Raw genomic sequence first — 19,322 nt, forward strand, 5'->3', positions numbered from 1 at the left:
CTGATGTTTTCCAAGATCCTGATCGCCAATCGCGGCGAAATCGCGCTTCGCATCCTGCGCGCCTGCCGTGAACTGGGCATTGCAACGGTTGCCGTGCATTCCACGGCCGATGCCGATGCCATGCATGTCCGACTGGCGGATGAGGCGGTCTGCATCGGCCCGCCGTCGTCGCGCGAATCCTATCTGAACGTAGCAGCCATCCTCTCCGCAGCGACCATCACCGGGGCAGAAGCCATTCATCCGGGTTATGGCTTCCTGTCCGAGAATGCCGATTTTGCCGAGACGGTCGAGGAGCACGGCTTCGTGTTCATCGGTCCGACCGCCCATCATATCCGTACGATGGGTGACAAGATCATGGCCAAGACCACCATGCGTGAGCTTGGTGTGCCGCTTGTGCCGGGCGCTGATGGTGCCTTGCGCGATCTGGCAGCAGCGCGGGAAGTTGCCGCAAAGGTCGGCTATCCTGTGCTGATCAAGGCCGCCGCCGGTGGCGGTGGTCGCGGCATGAAGGTCGCTCAGACCGAGGATGAGATCGAGGAAGCTTGGTCGGTCGCTCGTACCGAGGCACGCGCAGCGTTTGGTAATGACGAGGTCTATCTCGAGAAATATCTCGACAAGCCGCGTCATATCGAGCTGCAGATCATGGCCGACACGCATGGCAATGTCGTGCATTTCGGCGAGCGTGACTGCTCGCTGCAGCGTCGCCACCAGAAGCTGCTGGAAGAGGCTGGCTCACCCGTTCTGACCGCCGAAGAGCGAGACGCGATTGGCGCCACCGCAACGTCAGCGTTGAAGAAGATGGGCTACCGCAATGCCGGTACGCTCGAATTCCTGTATCAGGACGGCCAGTTCTGCTTCATCGAGATGAACACGCGCCTTCAGGTCGAGCATCCGGTGACCGAGATGGTGTGCGATGTCGATCTGGTACGTGAGCAGATCCGTGTCGCGGCTGGTGAAGCCCTTGGATACGAGCAGTCGGACATCACGTTCAGCGGTCATGCCATCGAGTGCCGTATCAATGCTGAAGACCCCGAGACGTTCATGCCCAACCCGGGCACGATCAAGGTGTTCCATGCTCCAGGCGGGCTGGGTGTGCGCATCGATAGCGCCATCTATGCGGGTTATCGCGTGCCCCCTTACTACGACAGCATGATTGCCAAGCTGATTGTCCATGCGCCGACCCGTGCGGAAGCCATTGCCCGCATGATGCGTGCGCTGGATGAATGTGTGGTCGATGGCGTAAAAACTGTCATTCCGCTGCATCGCAAGATCCTGGCGGACCCGCAGTTCCAGAAGGGTGACTACACGATTCACTGGCTGGAAAAATTCGTCGAATCACTCAAGAAGTAAGAAGCGCAAGGAAAAGCCCCGATGTCGGTATGTGTTGAAACCCTTGTTCTCACCTGCCGCTCGGGCAGCGTTCCTCAGGTTGTCGCCGCGCTTGAGGCTCCACTTGTGGGGCGTGCCGGTTTCCTTGGATGCTGGACAACCGAACTGGGCATCCTGAATCAGGTTGTCGTCATGTTCGAGAAGCTGCCGGACGACATCGTATGGCCCGGTTCTGATCACGGCGTGCAGGGCATTGTGCAGCAGGAATGGACGCTCCACGCTGGAACATCCCCGCAGCCCGGCACGTATGGCGCTGCCTATGAATGGCGTCTCTACGATATTCTGGACGGGTGCGAGGCACAGGTCGTCGGTCTGATGGAGGCCTCGACCCCCGCGCGGGCCGAGATCTCCCCCGCCTACGCCGTTATGACCGCCTCGCAGGGGGCATCACGCCTCCTTCACATCTGGCCCTATGCCGATCTCGCTGACCGTGCCGCCAAGCGGAAGCTGGCGGTGGAGAGTGGTGTGTGGCCGCCAAAAAATATCCTGCCCCTGCTCGGTACCATGCAGAGCAGCATCCTGACGCCGGTGGCTTTCTCGCCCAGCCGTTAAAGGTAACGCCGTCGGGGCTTCACGCCTTGCGCGGCAGATGACCGAAGCTCGGGAAGGGATGTCGTTCCATCCCGGGCAGGGACCAACGGTGACGGGTCCGTTCGGCTGAGTGGCCAGGTTGTTGCGCCAGCAAGCCCCTCGAGTCCAAGCACATTTGCCAAGGGCACAGACCGGGCTTGGTCAAATGCGCCCATTCCTTCGATCCGGCTTGTTCGGTCTCCTCGAGCACCGGGGGCGATATCGCTCTGCGGAGACCTATCGCCCGACCGCCGGGATCAGGCCGCCTGCATGACCAGCGTCAGCAGGCCGGTATCCTGTCTCCCGACCGAAAGAGGGAGGCAGGGATCATGTCAGTGAGGCAAAGCCTCCGCGGCGCCCGAGAAGCCTTCAGCCGCCATCGGGGTGATGGGCTGCTTTTGCAGCAGCCCGTTCAGCGTTTCCAACGCCTTGTCGAGTTGCTGGTCCTGACCGTTGAAGGTCGCGACCGGCATGTTCTCGACGGCAATGTCGGGCTCCACGCCGTGGTTCTCGACAAGCCAATGGCCCTTCATGTCGAAATAGGGATGCTGTGCCGTCCGGGGCAGGCCGTTATCGGCCAGACGGTCGGAGTCTGAAAGCCACACGCCTGCTCCGGCTGTGCGCATGCCGATCAATGGCCCGATGCCGAGCGCCTTCACACCTTGCGAGAAGGTCTCGCCATCCGAGTAGGTAAATTCATCGCACAGAACGACGATATGCCCCCTGAAGGCCTGTTGCATGTTGCCTTGCGAAGCCTTGCCGTGGTCGGACCAGAACATCCAGACCTTGCGTAACAGCTGCGAAAGCACCCAGGAATCGATATTGCCACCCAGATTGCGACGAACATCGATAATCAGCCCGTCCTTATCGGTCTGGGCATAGAAATCGCGCGTGAACGCTGCAATATCATCCGGGCCCATGGCGCGCAGGTGCAGGTAGCCTATCCGTCCGTGGCTGTCCTTTTCGACACGCGCGGCGCGTTCGCTTTCCCAGGCACGCAGACGCAGACTGGCCTCCTGCTTGGCGGACACAGGCGTGACGATGGTCTGGAACTGCCTGTCCTTGCGTTTGAGCGTCAGCAGCACCTGCTTGCCCGCCTGATTGGCAAGCAGCGAAGAGAGGTCCGGCAGGTCGGCCAGGCTTTGACCGTTGAGGGAGACAATCAGATCACCCGGTTGCGCATCGACATCCGGTGCAGCCAGTGGCGCGCGATCCTGCGGGAGATCCGGGTTGCCTGTGTAGATGCGATCGATCAGAAAGCCGCCCGGCTGGCGTGTCAGATGGGCGCCAAGGCCGGCAATCAGGGTTTCATTGTCGCGGGTTGTGGTTTCGGCAGGGCGAAGCTGCGAGTGAAGGGCATTGAGTTCACCCATCATCTGGCCGAGCAGATCGTCCAGATCCGAGCGGTCGCCTATGCGGGCCAGAAGCGGCCGGTAGCGTTCGCGAACACTGTTCCAGTCCACGCCATGCAGTGCAGGGTCATAAAAATGGTCTCGATGCAGACGCCACGCATCGGTGAACATGTCCTGCCATTCCGCACCGGGGTCGATGCGCAGTCGCAGGCCATCGAGACTGACCTGTGACTCCGGCCCTCCAGCATCACCCAGCGTCGCGCCTGCCGGGACAAGCTGGATCTTGGGTCGCTGCTTTTCCTTGCCGGAGACCAGCATGAGTGTCTTGCCATCCGGTGTCAGGCTGAAATCCCTGAGATCTGCTGCAAAGACCTTGGGCTTGATCTCGTCACGGGTCACCTTGACGGAATACAGCGTCATCCCGTCGTTTTTGGCTGTCAGGTCGTCCGGCTTTTTTGCCAGCAGGTAGAGATAGTCAGGTGCGATCTCGATCTGGCTGTAATCCGCCGCCGGCACGGGCAGTTGATACAGGCGTGCGGCCAGACCGTCGGGGTCGAAGATCGGGGTCTTGGTGTTCGACGACGCGGCTGGTTTCTCGGGGGGCTTGGTCGGGGCTGCCGGTTCGAGCTCATTGTGCGGTGCAAAGGGGAAACGCGCGCTCTTGTGCAGGGCCAGCGCGAAAATTCCCGTACGAGGCCCGAACACGGGTGCAGGGTTGCGGTCCCCCCAGGGGCTGCCATTGCTCAGCTTGAAAAGCCTGTCGGACAGGAACCACAGGAAGTGACCATCCGGGCTGAAGCGCGGCGCATAGGAATCGTAGTCCGGCGTCGTGGCCCAGAGCGTGGCCCCTGTTTCAAGAGGATAAAGTGCGATCTGGCGCCGGACATTATCCCCCCGCGCCCGTGTAAAGGCCAGCGCCCGGCCATCATGGGACCAGACCACCGACTCATAATCGCTCTGCCCGTCGAGACGAGCATCGTCGATGAGTTTGTCGGTGCGTGTCGCAACGTCCAGAACATACAGATGCCCGGCAAGATCGATATGAGCGATATGGGTGCCATCGGGCGACACCCAGAGCCCGGTAGGCTCGCTCTTGCTGGCATGGGTCAGGGCCGTGCCTTCGGCGCCTCCCGTGGCCGGAAAAGCCCAGAGCTCGGATTCCCCGCCCTTGTCACTGAATGCATAAAGCGTCTTGCCGTCAGGAGAGAGGCTGGCATGACGCAGCCGTGTGCTTGCTGCGGTTGCCAGCGTGATGCGTCTTTGCGGCCCCGCGCTGGCAAGCGCCACGTGACCACGCAGGGTCAGGGCGACCTGCTTGCCGTTGGGCGCGAGATCGATATCGGTCAGATAGGGGAAAGGATTATCAAGCCACTGAGGCCGCCGCGCAGCATTGTCACTGACAACATCAACGGGAATGAGCGTTTCGACGCTGGTATCGAGGTCGAAGTGATAGAGATCGGCTCCGCGCTGATAAACCACATCGTGGCCGCTCAGGCTGGCCTGTCTGATGCCGAAATCATCATGTTGCGTGAGCGGATGGCCATCCGTGCCATCCAGCGCATAGCTCCAGAGATTGTCGCGGCCGCTCTGGTCGCTGATGACGATCAGCCGGTCTTTCCAGAGCATCGGGCGGCGCAGATTGACGTTTTGCGGCCCCAGACGTTCGGCTTCACCGCCGCCCTTGAGGCGATAGCGCCAGAGTTGCGCCACAGCCCCGCCGCGATACAGCCTGAGGTGATCATGGGAGACGGCCGTGCCGAAACGGACGAAATAGAGCCATTGTCCGTCAGCGCTCAGGGCAGCGTCATTGGCATCGGCCAGAGGGTAGGTGCGCTTCGTGCCGCTTACGGGAAGGATCGCGCTTACTACGCGGCTCAGTCCCGGGCCCGTCGCGGGAGCAGAACTGTAGAGAATACCCGCCTTTCTGTCCCAGCCAATGGGCATAACATTCTGGTTCTCGAAGGTGACGCGCCTGGCCGTCCCCCCTTCGACCGGCATGACATAGATTTCCTGCGGGCCGTCATAATTGGCCAGAAAGGCGACCTGCTTGCCATCCGGTGAGAGAATGGGATGCGGATCCGTGCCGATTGGTGCGGTCAGGCGCGTTGCGTTGCCGCCCTGCAAGGGGGCGCTCCACACCGATTGCTCGTCATCAAAGACAAGGGTCGTGCCTGACAGGGCGGGATCACGCAGATAGCCGGGCGCAGCCTGGGCAGGAGGCGAGGCAAGGCCAAGCAGGGTCAGGCTGGCAATAGCGGTACTGGCGAGCAGGGAGGAGAGACGCATGAACACCTTCTGGAGCAACGAAATTCTGTGATGCGGGAGACTGGCGCGGAAGCCTCACCTCGACGGGGTTGCAAATAGAAACTGTGAAGTGTCCCCAAACGCAAGCCTCATGGCCTGTATTCGGGTGCTGAGAGGGGACCGAATGGCACAGGAAACGGCACCGGGAAGGGCCTCAGCTGGTAGCGGCGCGTAATCCGCTCCCCGCGGCCAGGGGGCACAGAGGCAGTGCCAGCGCTAGAAAGGCGCCGAGTATGCTCAGCTCCACCCTGTTGCTTTGACCATTGGCCGTCGCATCGGCGGCGGCGGCGCCAAAGATCAGCACAGGTGAGGCGAGGGGCAGAGTCAGAAGCGGCAGCAGGATGCTGCCACGTCGCGCGCCCAGCACGAGCCCCGCCGCCATTCCCCCCAGAAGCGAAAGCAGCGCCGTGCCCGGCACGAGCCCGGCCAGTAGTGGCAGGATATCGCCCGGCGTGCCCCCCAGCATGAGTGTAAGAGGGCCGGCCGCAACGAGCAGGGGCACGCCGGTTGTCAGCCAGTGCGCGATGATCTTGGCAAGCGCCACCAGTGAAGGGGGCAGGCCCAGAAGCAGAAGGTGATCGAGGCCACCATCATCAAGTTCGGCACCAAAAAGCCGGTCGAGCGGCAACAGGCTGGCCAGCAGCGCGCAGACCCAGATAATGCCTGGGGCCATGCGGTGAAGCAGAACCGGCGATGGTCCAAGCGCCAGCGGAAAGAGGCTGGCACAGAGCACGAAGAAAAGAACAGCCGCGAGCGTGTCGGCCCCAAAGCGCACGGCAAGAGACAGGTCGCGCCGGATGAGGGAGAGGAAAGCGCTCACCAGCATGGGTCACTCCCCTGAAACGCCGTGGGAGTGAGAGCGAGGGTCATGGCATCGGTCAGGGGCAGGGGAACATGGGTTGTAGCGATAATCATCCCACCCTGGGCACGATGCCGGGCCATCACATGCCCGAGTGTTTCGATTGCGTGCGCATCCAGTCCGAGGCTCGGTTCATCCAGCAACCAGAGGGGCGCGTGGCGCAGAAGGAGGCGGGCGAAAGCGCCGCGTCTTTTCTGGCCTGCCGAAAGAAGGCGCGTTGGCAGATCAGCCAGTGTTATCAGGCCAAGGAGGTCGAGAGCCTGATCCAGCGCTGCACCCTCGTCCAATTTGCCTTTTCGTGCCCCAAACAACCCGGCCTCAAGGCTCAGGTTCTGACGCAGGGTAAGAGCAGGCTTGAGCGCATCCTGATGGCCAAGATACGCGATATCCAGAGCCTGTTCCGGATCGGGCCTGTCGGCTGACCTTATCTCGCCATTCCAGGTGACCTGACCACCCTGTGCGGGGCAGAGCCCGGCCAGAAAACGGAGCAGGGTTGATTTGCCCGCACCATTCGGACCCGTGAGCAGGATGGCCTCGCCGGGCGCGAGCGACAGGCTGAGTCCATCCAGCACCAGACGATCACCGCGTATCACGGTTACGTCATGCAAACTGAGCCAGGGCGCTGGAGGCGAGGGAAAACCTGACATTGTGCGGAAATAACATCTTCCTGAGAGAGTTTTATTCGACTCTGTGCGAATAAGGGTCGAGACTGTATAGAAGGCTCAGCCCTTGAGGGCCAGTTGACAAGGCAGGAGGACAAGCCATGAGAACCGTTGGACGGGATTCCCTGGGCGTGATGCGGGATCTGGAGGTTGATGGCCGAAAGTACCACATCTTCTCCCTGCCAGAGGCGGCGGCCAAGCTGGGCAATCTGACCCGCCTGCCGGTCAGCCTCAAGGTTCTTCTTGAGAACGTTCTGCGTTTTGAGGACGGGCTGAGCTATCGCACTGAAGATGCGCAGGCCATTGTCGACTGGACGGCGAAGGGCCATTCGGATCAGGAAGTGCCCTTCAAACCGGCGCGTATCCTCATGCAGGATTTCACCGGCGTTCCGGCCGTGGTCGATCTCGCTGCCATGCGCGACGGCATCATTGCCCTTGATGGCGATCCGGAGAAGGTGAACCCGCTGGTGCCGGTCGACCTCGTGATCGATCACTCGGTCATGGTGGATGTGGCGGGCAGCGCCGATGCGCTGGAACGCAATGTCGAGATCGAGTTCGAGCGCAATGGCGAGCGTTACGCCTTCCTGCGCTGGGGCCAGGGCGCATTCGAGAACTTCCGCGTTGTGCCGCCGGGTGCAGGTATCTGCCATCAGGTCAATCTCGAATATCTGGCGCAGGCCGTCTGGACCGGCAAGGTCGATGGCAAGGACTACGCCTATCCCGATACGCTCTATGGCACGGACAGCCACACCACCATGGTGAACGGAATGGGCGTTCTGGGCTGGGGCGTAGGCGGCATTGAGGCCGAGGCTGCCATGCTCGGTCAGCCTATTGCCATGCTGATCCCGGATGTGATCGGCGTGCGTCTCGAGGGTGTTCTGCCTGAAGGCGCAACCGCGACCGATCTTGTGCTGACCATTACCGAAATGCTGCGCGCCGAAGGCGTGGTCGGCAAGTTCGTGGAATTCTTCGGCCCCGCCCTCGATCATCTGCCCGTGGCCGATCGTTCGACCATCGCCAATATGGCGCCGGAATATGGTGCAACCTGCGGGTTCTTCCCGGTCGATGCGCTGACGCTGGATTATCTGCACCAGACAGGACGCGACGAGCATCGCATCCGTCTCACCGAGGCTTATCTGCGCGCCCAAGGCATGTTCCGCGATGCCGATACGCCTGAGCCCGTGTTCTCGAAGGTGCTGTCGCTCGATCTCTCGACCATCATCCCCTCACTGGCTGGTCCCAAGCGTCCGCAGGATCGCGTGGCCCTGACCAATGCGACGGCGGCTTTCGAGGACGCACTGACGACCACGCTGGGCGTGAAGCCCGACGACGTGCGCAAGCGCGCCATCGTGGCCGGGTCGGATTACGACATCGGTCACGGCGATGTGGTGATTGCGGCCATCACTTCGTGCACCAACACCTCCAACCCGGCGGTTCTGGTGGCGGCTGGTCTGGTGGCACGCAAGGCGCGTGCGCTTGGCCTGAAGCCCAAGCCCTGGGTCAAGACGTCGCTTGCCCCCGGCTCGCAGGTGGTGACAGATTATCTCGACAAGGCGGGTCTCAGTGCCGATCTCGATGCGCTTGGCTTCGAGACGGTCGGTTATGGCTGCACGACCTGTATCGGCAATTCGGGCCCCATCGCCCAGCCGATCGTGGATGCGATCGAAGGCAATGGTCTGGTGGCGACGTCGGTGCTTTCGGGTAACCGTAACTTTGAAGGGCGCATCTCGCCCAACGTGCGCGCCAACTACCTCGCCAGCCCGCCGCTGGTGGTGGCCTATGCCCTGCTTGGCACCCTGCGCAAGGACATCACGAAAGAGCCTCTCGGCATCTCGAAGGATGGCAAGGAAATCTTCCTGCGCGATATCTGGCCGAGCAATGAAGAGATCGCAGCGCTCATAAAGTCCTCCGTCACGCGTGAGAGCTTTGTCGAGCGTTATGGCAGCATCTCGAAGGGCACGAAGCAATGGCAGGCTCTGGCCGTTGCCAGCGACGCCCGTACCTTCGCGTGGTCGGACAGCTCGACCTATATCCAGAAGCCGCCCTATTTCGAAGGGCTGACCAAGGAGCCGGGCGAGACGCATGACATCGAGAATGCACGCATTCTCGCACTGCTGGGCGACAACATCACGACTGACCACATCTCACCGGCAGGCGCCATCAAGCCGTCTTCCCCGGCGGGCAAGTTCCTGAGCGAGCATCAGGTGGCGGTTGCGGATTACAACTCCTACGGGTCGCGTCGCGGCAATGACCGCGTGATGGTGCGTGGCACCTTTGCCAATATCCGTATCCGCAACGAGATGCTTCCGGGCGTCGAGGGCGGCATGTCGAAATACCTGCCTGATGGCACGGTGGCGTCGATCTATGACGTGGCGCATCGCTATCAGCAGGATGGCACGCCTCTGGTCGTGATTGGCGGGCGTGAATACGGCATGGGCTCCTCGCGTGACTGGGCCGCCAAGGGCACGAATCTGCTGGGCATCAAGGCCGTGATTGCAGAGAGCTTCGAGCGTATCCATCGTTCCAATCTCGTGGGCATGGGCGTTCTGCCTCTTACGTTCCGTGAGGGCACGACGCGCAAAACGCTCGGGCTGGATGGCACCGAAACGATCTCGCTGGGTGGGCTCGAGTCCATCACCCCGCGCATGACCGTACCCATGACCATCACCCGCGCCAGCGGCGAGACCGAGCAGGTTGAACTTCTTTGCCGTATCGATACGCTTGATGAAGTCGCCTATTACAGGCATGGAGGGATTCTCCCTTATGTCCTGCGCGGGATGACCGAAACTGACTGATCACGCCGAGACCGTTCTCGACGCCAGAAACATCACCAAGAGCTTTGGGCGACATGTCGTGCTGCACGACATGTCGCTTCGCGTTAGGCGTGGTGACCTGATTTCCATCATCGGGCCTTCGGGCTGCGGGAAATCGACTTTTCTTCGCTGTCTCAATTTTCTGGAGATACCCGATTCCGGAACGATCCGGATCCGGGATATCGAAATCGACACGGTCGCCGGTCAGGGCTGGAACCGCGCCCAGGAGCGCCGTGCCCATAAGCTGCGTGCCCATGTCGGCATGGTTTTCCAGTCGTTCAACCTGTTTCCCCATCGCACTGTTCTGGACAATGTCATGCTGGCGCCGCGGGCGGTTAAAGGCATGGCAACTGGCGATATCGCGCCGCTGGCGCGTGGTCTGCTGGCGAAGGTCGGGCTCGATGGTCTGGCTGACCGTTATCCCTCGACACTGTCTGGCGGTCAGCAGCAGCGTGCGGCCATTGCCCGCGCCCTGGCCATGAAACCGGCCATCATGCTCTATGACGAGCCGACCTCTGCGCTGGACCCCGAACTGGCTGAAGAAGTCTTGCAGGTCATGCGCAGACTGGACGAGGAAGGCATGACCCAGATTGTCGTGACGCACGATATGCGCTTTGCCCGTGCGGCATCGAACCGCGTGCTGTATGTCGAGGGTGGGCATATTATCGAAAGCGGCGACCCTGAAGAAGTCTTTGCGGCTCCTGAAGATGCCAGAACGCGCCGATTCCTGAGGTCACTGCTGTGAACGCCCGCATCGTGCCGAGGCGGGTTCTTGCCTGCGCCCTGATGGGGCTGATGCTTCTGATCGGTGGCCATCCTGCCCATGCCCAGACATCTTCACCCCCACCAGCGATAAACAACGCGGCCTCATCGTCGGTTCTGAACTGGGCCTCGGATGGTGAGGCCAATGTTCCCTACGTCTTTCACGACCCGGCAGACACGAATCGCCTTGAGGGATTCGAGTTCGACATGGTGCAGGAGATTGCCCGGCGCCTGAAGCGTACACCGCATTTCGTGCAGAATGATTGGGATGGTCTGATACCCGGCCTCCAACGCGGCATGTATGACATGGTGGTGGACGGCATTGAGATGACGCCCGACCATGTGAAGGCGGCGCTCTTCTCACGGCCTTACTATGTGACCGGCGATCGCATTGTGGTGCGTCGCGACCGTCAGGACCTTGCCAGTTTCGCGGCCCTCAAGGGGCATGTGGTCGGAACGATCAAGGAGACGCTGGCCGAGCGACTGTTACAGAACGAGCCGAGCATTACCACGCGCTCTTACGAGGAGGAGACCTATGCCTTTTCGGACCTGCGCAACGGGCGTCTGGATGCGCTCCTGCTCGACGGACCCATCGCGCTTTTCTATGCCGGGGTAACTGATGATCTGGTGATCGTTGGTGAGCCGGTCGGGCAGACCCGCTATGGCATTGCCTTCAAGCCGGGCAATGTCGCGCTTCATGATTCCGTCGATCATGTGCTGGGTGACATGATGAGCGATGGGACGCTTCAGACCATTCTGCGGCGCTGGAATCTCTGGACACCCGAGATGGCGGCCATGACGGGCGACCATATGGTGCGTGAGGTGCCTCCTGTCGCGTGGCTGCGCTATCGTGACGCCATGCGCAGTCAGCTTGGCTGGGTGGGGCTGTTCCACCGTTATCTCGGATTTCTGCCCATCATCGGCAAGGCGGCCGTGCTGACCCTTGTGGTGTCGGCCCTTTCCATGATCCTTGCCGTCAGTCTGGGGCTCGTGCTTGCCTTGTGCCGCCACTACGGCGCACGCCCCCTGCAATGGCTGAGCGGTCTCTACATCGAGGTTGTGCGCGGCACGCCCCTGCTTATCCAGGTGCTCTTCATCTTCTATGGTCTGCCGGGCATAGGCATCAAACTGTCGCCTTTCTTCGCGGGCGTGCTGGCCTTGGGCCTGAATTATGCCGCCTATGAAGCCGAAAATTATCGGGCTGGCCTCTCCTCTGTGCCGCGCGGGCAAATGGAGGCGGCCATTGCGCTCAACATGACGCGCGCCAAGGCTGTGCGACTGGTGATCGTGCCGCAGGCTTTCCGCACGGTCCTGCCGGTTATGACCAACGACTTCATTGCCCTGCTCAAGGATTCTTCGCTGGTGAGTGTGATCACGCTGACCGAGCTGACAAAGACCTATATCCGGCTTTCATCGACCTATTACGACTATATCGGTACCGGGCTTCTGATCGGTGCGGCCTATCTGCTGCTCGGTCTGCCTTTTGTCCGTTTTGCCCGCCATGTGGAACGCCGATTGGGGCAGAGCCTCACACGCTCGGGACACCACTGAGAAGTCTGTTACAAAACTTCTGAGTCCGATGCAGAGGTAAGTGCGTCGTTCGCAGCAGGATCGTGAGCAGCATGTCCCACCATGATGGTGTGAGGCGCCAGGACTTCGGGCGCAATGCTCAGGCGCAGTAAGCGTTCTATGATCGGCATGGTGCGACGTGCAGCCCGTGAACCGATCCGGCTTAACAGCCTGGCGACAGGCTGAGTAAGCGGGAGGGACGCAGCCACAGCCGTGAATGTGCCAAAAATGGGCGTACCGTTTTCCCTTTGACCTATTCGCGAGCGCTCCCAGAGCCTCATGAGATAACGCGGTCGACCGGGACAGTGATTATGCAACGCGCCAAATGAAGGCGCGCGAGGCATCGAGCATGATGGAGGAGCCAGTGTTCGCTGAGACGGATTCAGCCTCGTCAACGCATATGATCATCATGGCGATGTCAGAAATTTCTTATGGAGGCGGGAGGCACCCACAAGAGAGCGCCGCCTGACCGTTCCACTCCTCATAAACCGGTTTATGCTCCTGCTCTGCCTAGGGGGCAGCAGGGTCTTTGGCCAGCAAAGCGTCAGGAACCGTACCGCTATAGTCAGTGGTCATGCCATGACGCATGACTGGAACCCATTCTGCAAACCAGCTATCGACGTGTCGTACAAATTCGAGTGCGTCCGGAGCCCGGTTGATGAGACGCTTGTCCCAATAAGGGAGCGGGGCCCGCAGAACCACAGTGCCGGGGCGGGTAGGCGAGAGAAGAAGTGTTACGTTGGTGGAGCCCTTCGTGCTCTCACCTGCGCCGCTACTGTTCAGCCAGCTCGCAACAACGAACAGGGACGGCATGGGAAAACCCAGCGTTGTCAGGCGTTTGAAGGCGAGCTGGATCAGTGGATCTGTGGATAAGATGCCGCTCGGCCCCAGATAGGCCGCCGTAAGATAAGCACATTCGATCTTGCCATCAGGATGATCAGCCAGGATGGTGGAATGGTAATTCCTGTCGTCGTGACAGTGATTATAGGCGTCCTCGATGACGTCGCGTGGCAGTTCCTGATTGGTCGTGCTGGCAATCAGCACTCCCGTGACGATACCGCGATCGGTTCGCACTAGAACATTGAGCGACATCATGCCGTTCAGCCCGTACTGGCCGCTCAGCACCGGATGCCACACTCCGGCAGGCAGGGGCAGGCTGTGGCCGCCAAACGGAATGGCGCCCGTAATCGCCGTCGCGATATCAGGTGTCACGAAGCGCTCGGGGTCGTTCAGGTCGGGACCTGCGCTGCCAGTGCTGTTGCCGCGCGTCTCGTCCGTTTCAGGCGGAGCATCAGGATCTGACGGCGTCTTGCTACCAAAAGAGGGCAGGTGACGGGTCAGAGCGTGCAGCCACCCGGTATGTCGGGAAACGAACGGTGTAGGGAAGATCAGTCCCAGCACCAGAAACAGGAATGTCGTGTAGAGAAAAAAGCGCCACGCAGGGGCGCGGCGCCACAGGCGCGACGATGCAGACATCAGGAAATCAGACCAGAGATATCAAGGCGTAAGACGGGCATTGAGTGCTTGTTTCTCTTCTGCGATTTCAGCAACCACGCCGTTATCTGTCATGACCAGACGCACAAGCTTGGCGCCATTCTGACGGGCGAGGATGAGACTTTCACTAACCATATCCTCGATCGATCTGACAAGATCACGCGCCGAGGCGCCTGTTCCGAGCTTCTGCTGCCGTTGAAGCAATTGGAACAGGAGATGGGCGTCGATGCCGCCCGCTTCCACGTTCAGGCCGTATCCCTTGATCATGGCTTCGATTTCAAGCGCTGCGACACGGGCCAGATCGAGGCCGTGGAGACGACGGAAGACGAATATGCGGTCGAGGCGATTGAGAACCTCGGGGGCAAAGCCGGCCTTGCGCAGGGCTTCGGTGGACTCGGCACGCATCCGCTCGGCGTCGTCATGCAACCTGTCAGCGATCTCCGTGAGCTCTTCAGTGGCGATGTTCGACGTCAGCATGAAGATCGCACGTGTTGTCGAAATCTGTGCCCCTGTGGAGGCCTCGGTCACATGACCATCATTCCAGGCGGTGAGAAACTTCTTGAAAACGTCCGGATGGGCTTTTTCGATTTCGTCGAGCAGCACGACCGCATCGGGTTTCTCCTGCAACCCCCCGGTGAGTTTGCCGAAGCTGTCTGACCCGACATAGCCCTTGGGGGAGCCAAAAAGCTGCGTGGCTGCATGGGGGCTGGACATCTGGGTCATGTCAAAATGCAGCAGGGGGCGCTCCATCTGGCGCGCGATCTGCTTGGCAAGATAGGTTTTGCCTGTGCCGGGAGGGCCGGCCATTAGGAAGATGCCGACCGGTTTGTTGCGCACGTGCAGGGCAAGGCGCCTGCGAAGCTGCTGGGCAATATCCTCGCAAACCTGGTCCTGCCCGATGACACGGGCGCGCAGCGCTGCGGCAAGCTCCTCGGCGTCAATCGTTGTCTCGCGCTGTTCCTGCGCCATCAGGGCTTCGAGCATGTCGCGGTTGGTCAGTCTCGCCAGTGAGTCCATGAGAATACCTCTCCTTCTGCGAAGGCCTTTTCGGATCAGCTTTTCGGAATGTGTTTCAAAGAGAAGGCCGCTCAGTACCGCGATCGCCGAAATCCCGGCCAGAGGAAGGTAGGCCTCGCGCGCCCAGGAGAAAAAGCGGACGAACATGCCCCCTGACAGGTGCAGGGCTACGGCCGCCTGAATGCTCGCCAGAAGCAGGAAGATAACCATCATGACGGGCATGAGACGGTTCAGGGCAGGAAGCAGGGCTTTCATTGCGCGATGACGTCCAGGGTGACCAGCTCCGAAGAGCTCAGTGTGGGGAGGTTATACATCCCGTAGACAGTCAACACGCTGGCGGCAAGCGTGTTGCCCGCAAGCATATGGACGGGTGAAATTGTCACTTCCCCTGCGTGGTAGATCGGAATGGTGACGGCCTTGAGCGCCGGGCTCAGAGTGACGATCTGGGAGAACCCTCCCGTGTCGATCTTGACGCTTGTTCCTGCCTTGCCGTCGATTTCAGCGATAGGCATCTGAACGAGCGAAATATCCCGTCTCTTGTAAGCTGCAAGAATACGTGCCTGATCCTGGGTACTATAGTTCGAATGGGCCAGTGCCAGGGCCGCTCGCCCTTCTGGAATCATGGGCAGGTCGGCCCCCATATGCGACGCCGTGGCTGGGGTTTGTGTTCCAGTGGGCGGCGCCGCAACTTCGGCAGTCGTCTGGTTCGTGCCCGTGTGACCGAATTGGGCAGGGTCAGCGCCGAACTGATGCACCACCGCAAGGGCTGACAGAGCGAGCGCAGCGACAATGATGCACCCGCCAAGGCGCGAGAATCCCCGTCCCTTATGCGCAGCATCATCAGGGTGCATTTCCATCAATTGCGGGGCGGGATGCTCTTCATTGCTCATGTCCTGTGACGATGGCAGGGCCTGTCATTCCCTCGCAACCGTTACGGTAGTCCAATAATGTAAGTGTATGTAACGTACGTGACTCGTCCGTTTCCTTTCGCGAGTCTTGCATCGACGGCCATCTTGGCCTAAACAGCCCGTATTCCTTTCATCTTTCGTCTTATCGGGGGGTGGCCTTGACGGGCCGCCTTTTTTGTCTTGGCCAATGAAATTCCCAGCCTGAACGGTCTTGAAGCGCGTATCGCGCAGCAGATCGAGCCGACCCTGACCGATCTCGGTTACGAGCTCGTGCGCCTGAGCGTGCTGGGCCGCGAAACGCCGACCATCCAGATCATGGCTGATCGCGCCGATGGGTCCCTGATCGGAATCGAGGATTGTGAGCAGATCAGCCACGCCGTTGGCGCCGTGCTGGATGTGGATGATCCGATCCCTGGCGCGTGGACGCTTGAGGTTTCCTCTGCCGGAATTGATCGCCCGCTGACGCGCCTGAAGGACTGGGACCGTTTTGCGGGTCATCTGGTCAAGGCCGAGCTCGATCTGCCGCTCAATGGTCGTAAGCGCTTTTCGGGTATCATCACCGGAACGCGTGATGGTGCAGCCGTAATTCGTCTGGATGACGGCGAGGAAGCCGTTCTGCCCATCGACACGATCCGCAAGGCCCGTCTTGTGCTGACCGATGCGCTGATCGAGGCGAGTGCCGCGATGCTGGGCATTGCATCCGAGGATGAAGGGGCAGAAGAAGAGGAAGCACCGCGTCGCAAGACGCCGAAGCTCAATCCTGCCAAGCCGGGCAAGGGATCGCGGCCCGGACGAAAGACACACTGAAGTTAGCTGTACTGGGTTTATCGCCTTTCCCGTTTCTGATGGTCCGCGCCGCACCGGCGCGCCGCATTTGAGGATTTCGTCTGATGGACACCTCCGTTACCCGTCCTGAGCTGCTTCTGGTGGCAGACGCTGTTTCGCGTGAAAAGAACATCGATCGTGAAGAAGTGCTGGAGGCGATGGAGCAGGCCATCCAGAAGGCCGGGCGCGCCAAGTACGGCCACGAAAAGGATATCCGCGCGACAATCGATCGCCGCTCCGGTGAGGTTCGTCTGTCACGCTGGACCGAAGTGGTCGAGACTGTTGAAAACGAGGACACCCAGATTCCTCTCGCCATCGCGGTAAAGTTCCAGCCTGAGATCAAGCTGGGTGAGCATCTGGTCGACCCGCTGCCGCCCATCGATTTCGGCCGTATCGCTGCTCAGACCGCCAAGCAGGTTATCGTGCAGCGTGTTCGCGAATATGAGCGCAAGAAGCAGTATAACGAGTTCAAGGATCGCGTGGGCGAGATTGTCAACGGCACGGTCAAGCGCACGGAATACGGCAACCTCATGGTCGAGATTGGTCATACGGAAGCGCTGCTCCGTCGTGACGAACTGATCCCCCGCGAGTCGTTCCGCAATTCCGATCGCGTGCGCGCCTACATCTATGACGTGCGTGACGAAACGCGTGGCCCGCAGATCTTCCTGAGCCGCACCCATCCTGCTTTCCTTGCCAAGCTGTTTGCGCAGGAAGTGCCGGAAATCTATGACGGCATCATCGAGATCAAGGCCGTGGCCCGTGATCCGGGATCGCGCGCCAAGATGGCCGTTGTCTCCAAGGATGCATCCATCGACCCGGTTGGTGCCTGCGTTGGTATGCGCGGCTCACGCGTTCAGGCCGTTGTAGCTGAGTTGCAGGGCGAGAAGATCGACATCATCCCCTGGAGCCCTCAGGCCGCAACCTTTGTGGTGAATGCTCTGGCTCCCGCTGAAGTGACCAAGGTGGTTATGGATGAAGAAGCCGGCCGCGTGGAAGTTGTCGTGCCGAACGAACAGCTTTCGCTTGCCATCGGTCGTCGTGGTCAGAACGTGCGTCTGGCAAGCCAGCTCACGCGCTGGGACATCGACATTCTGACCGAGGCCGAAGAATCCGAGCGTCGTCAGGAAGAATTCCGCAAGCGTACCCAGCTCTTCGTCGATGCGCTTGATGTCGATGACGTGATTGCTGGCCTGCTGGTGACTGAAGGTTTCCACACCATCGAAGAGCTGGCTTATGCCGATCCGGATGAGCTGCACGCCATCGAGGGCTTCGATGAAAGCGTAGCCGAAGAGCTGATGCGCCGCGCCGAGGAATTCCTCGTGCAGAAGGAGCAGGAGCTGGACGATAAGCGTCGGGGCCTTGGCGTTGAGGATTCGATTGCCGAGCTCGGTGTATTTACCAATGCCATGCTGGTGACGCTGGGTGAGAAGGGTGTAAAATCACTCGATGATCTGGCCGATCTCGCAGGCGACGAGCTTGTCGAAATGCTCGGCAGTGACAATATAGATGAAGACGCTGCCAATGAGATCATCATGGCAGCCCGTGCCCACTGGTTTGATGGCGAGCAGGCAGAAGCAGCCCCCGAGGAAGGGGAGGCTTCCGACGTCTGAGATCCATCAAACACAGGCACCGAGTCCCGACTCCGATATCGAGCTTGACCTGATCGAACTCGATGACGAGAAGGGGCCGCAGCGGCGCTGCATCGTCTCTCGCGAGAGCGGGAACCCTGAAGTCATGCTGCGTTTTGTCGTCGCGCCCGATGGTACGGTCGTTCCCGATCTGGCGGCTAAGCTGCCAGGGCGGGGAATCTGGTTGAGTGCCAAGCGGGATGTGCTAGAAACCGCGCGGACGCGTCACCTGTTTTCTCGGGCAGCGCGTCAGCCGGTAAAGGTGCCTGAGGATATTGCGCAGGTGCTGGTTTCAGGAATAGAAGCGCGGCTGGTGCAGGGCCTTGGGCTCGCGCGTCGGGCCGGGCAGGCTCTCTGTGGGTTTGTTAAGTGTCGCGAATGGATTGCTGCCGGAAAGGCTGGCTTGGTGATCCAGGGATCGGGCGGAAGCCCGGATGAGTTGCGGCGTCTGATATCGGGAAACAACAAGGTTCCGGTACGGACGTTACCGGCCCAGATGCTCGCGACGGCATTCGGGCGGGAACATGCGGTCTATGTTGTGATAGCGCCCGGTGCGCTCGCGCAGCGTCTGATGGCTGAGCATGAACGATTTTTGGGGCTGACCGATGGGTTGGTTCCTGAGCCGCGCAATGAGCGGCTCGGACGGGAACAGGCAGGTATATGAGCGAAGGCAACGAACGGAACCAGGGCACTCAGGCTCAGGGCGGTCAGACAGATGGCCAGAATGTCCAGGATCAGGGCGCCCAGGCTCAGGGTGACCAGGGTAAGGGACGTCTGTCCCTGCGTCCGGGCGGACGCACGGAAGTCGGGCGGACTGTAGACGCAGGCTCTGTGCGTCAGAGCTTCAGCCACGGCCGATCCAAGGTGGTGCAGGTCGAAGTGCGCAAGAAGCGCGAGACGAATGAGCGCAAGGACGGCCGCGGTGCTGCCGGTGGCCGTGGTGGCCGCGCAGGCGCAGGACGCGCGCTGACCCCCGCAGAACTCGCCATCCGCCAGCGCGTGCTCGAAGAGCAGCGCAAGGAAGCGGCGCGCGAGGCAGCCCGTCTCGAAGAAGAGAAGATCCGTATCCTCTCCGCAGCCGAAGAGGCCAAGCGCGAGGAAGAGGCACGTGCCGAGGCAGCGGCCCGCGAGGTTGAGGCCCAGCGTGAAGCTGAAGAGCATGACCGCCAG

14 protein-coding genes and 1 pseudogene are annotated in these 19,322 nt (G+C 60.8%); 9 read left to right on the forward strand and 6 right to left on the reverse strand.

The features are described from left to right. The first annotated feature begins 3 nt into the window (after positions 1-3). On the forward strand, positions 4-1,350 hold the full coding sequence (gene accC, locus F3J08_RS00335; protein WP_166928012.1) for an acetyl-CoA carboxylase biotin carboxylase subunit: 1,347 nt from the start codon (positions 4-6) through the stop codon (positions 1,348-1,350). Positions 1,351-1,371: 21 nt separating this feature from the next. Continuing rightward, positions 1,372-1,941 carry an NIPSNAP family protein gene (locus F3J08_RS00340; RefSeq protein WP_166928013.1) on the forward strand — a complete coding sequence of 190 codons (570 nt, stop codon included), beginning with the start codon at positions 1,372-1,374 and terminating at the stop codon, positions 1,939-1,941. A gap of 350 nt (positions 1,942-2,291) precedes the next feature. Here F3J08_RS00340 and F3J08_RS00345 read toward each other — a convergent pair whose 3' ends face one another. The 3 genes from F3J08_RS00345 to ccmA all read right to left on the reverse strand — a co-directional run bounded on the left by F3J08_RS00345 (position 2,292) and on the right by ccmA (position 7,121). After that, positions 2,292-5,597 carry a S41 family peptidase gene (locus F3J08_RS00345; protein WP_166928014.1) on the reverse strand — a complete coding sequence of 1,102 codons (3,306 nt, stop codon included), beginning with the start codon at positions 5,595-5,597 and terminating at the stop codon, positions 2,292-2,294. A gap of 172 nt (positions 5,598-5,769) precedes the next feature. Further along, positions 5,770-6,441: a heme exporter protein CcmB gene (gene ccmB, locus F3J08_RS00350; RefSeq protein WP_166928015.1), complete on the reverse strand. Its 672-nt coding sequence runs from the start codon at positions 6,439-6,441 to the stop codon at positions 5,770-5,772. Continuing rightward, positions 6,432-7,121: a heme ABC exporter ATP-binding protein CcmA gene (gene ccmA / locus F3J08_RS00355; protein WP_166928016.1), complete on the reverse strand. Its 690-nt coding sequence runs from the start codon at positions 7,119-7,121 to the stop codon at positions 6,432-6,434. The genes ccmB and ccmA overlap by 10 nt, the downstream gene beginning before the upstream one ends. Before the next feature lie 116 nt (positions 7,122-7,237). Here ccmA and acnA point away from each other — a divergent pair, with 116 nt between their 5' ends. The 3 genes from acnA to F3J08_RS00370 all read left to right on the forward strand — a co-directional run bounded on the left by acnA (position 7,238) and on the right by F3J08_RS00370 (position 12,262). Next, the gene (acnA, locus tag F3J08_RS00360; RefSeq protein WP_166928017.1) at positions 7,238-9,931 is read left to right on the forward strand and encodes an aconitate hydratase AcnA; all 2,694 of its coding nucleotides are present in this window, start codon (positions 7,238-7,240) and stop codon (positions 9,929-9,931) included. A gap of 70 nt (positions 9,932-10,001) precedes the next feature. Next, entirely contained in the window at positions 10,002-10,694 is a 693-nt protein-coding gene (locus tag F3J08_RS00365) for an amino acid ABC transporter ATP-binding protein (protein ID WP_083510828.1), read from the forward strand. Between the two features lie 41 nt (positions 10,695-10,735). Beyond that, positions 10,736-12,262 carry an ABC transporter substrate-binding protein/permease gene (locus F3J08_RS00370; RefSeq protein ID WP_166928303.1) on the forward strand — a complete coding sequence of 509 codons (1,527 nt, stop codon included), beginning with the start codon at positions 10,736-10,738 and terminating at the stop codon, positions 12,260-12,262. Between the two features lie 528 nt (positions 12,263-12,790). On the opposite strand, the gene F3J08_RS00375 is transcribed toward F3J08_RS00370, so the two are convergent. From F3J08_RS00375 to F3J08_RS00385, 3 genes are read right to left on the reverse strand one after another with little or no spacing between them, the layout of a single operon-like run. Beyond that, positions 12,791-13,756, reverse strand: a complete 966-nt coding sequence (locus F3J08_RS00375) for a hypothetical protein (RefSeq protein WP_166928018.1) — start codon at positions 13,754-13,756, stop codon at positions 12,791-12,793. Positions 13,757-13,777: 21 nt separating this feature from the next. Then, positions 13,778-15,046, reverse strand: coding sequence for an AAA family ATPase (locus F3J08_RS00380; protein WP_122050449.1), 1,269 nt, complete (start codon positions 15,044-15,046; stop codon positions 13,778-13,780). Then, positions 15,043-15,681 carry a hypothetical protein gene (locus F3J08_RS00385; protein ID WP_166928019.1) on the reverse strand — a complete coding sequence of 213 codons (639 nt, stop codon included), beginning with the start codon at positions 15,679-15,681 and terminating at the stop codon, positions 15,043-15,045. Before F3J08_RS00385 ends, F3J08_RS00380 begins: the two co-directional genes overlap by 4 nt. Before the next feature lie 198 nt (positions 15,682-15,879). Here F3J08_RS00385 and rimP point away from each other — a divergent pair, with 198 nt between their 5' ends. The 4 genes and pseudogenes from rimP to F3J08_RS17480 form a co-directional block, all read left to right on the forward strand. Further along, a complete protein-coding gene (rimP, locus tag F3J08_RS00390; RefSeq protein ID WP_122039726.1) occupies positions 15,880-16,506 on the forward strand; it encodes a ribosome maturation factor RimP in 627 nt (208 codons plus the stop codon). An 83-nt stretch (positions 16,507-16,589) separates the two neighbouring features. Further along, positions 16,590-18,134 (forward strand): transcription termination factor NusA, encoded by a 1,545-nt coding sequence (gene nusA, locus F3J08_RS00395; protein ID WP_062165068.1) that lies wholly within the window; start codon positions 16,590-16,592, stop codon positions 18,132-18,134. Between the two features lie 52 nt (positions 18,135-18,186). Beyond that, on the forward strand, positions 18,187-18,816 hold the full coding sequence (locus F3J08_RS00400) for an RNA-binding protein (protein ID WP_255345471.1): 630 nt from the start codon (positions 18,187-18,189) through the stop codon (positions 18,814-18,816). Beyond that, positions 18,813-19,251 (forward strand): annotated as a pseudogene (locus F3J08_RS17480) (translation initiation factor IF-2 associated domain-containing protein); the annotation flags it as partial. The gene F3J08_RS00400 and the pseudogene F3J08_RS17480, both read left to right, overlap by 4 nt. Positions 19,252-19,322 lie beyond the last annotated feature (71 nt).

It is taken from the genome of Asaia sp. As-1742 (assembly GCF_011753235.1).
In the GTDB taxonomy this organism is placed as follows: Bacteria; Pseudomonadota; Alphaproteobacteria; order Acetobacterales; family Acetobacteraceae; genus Asaia; species Asaia bogorensis_B.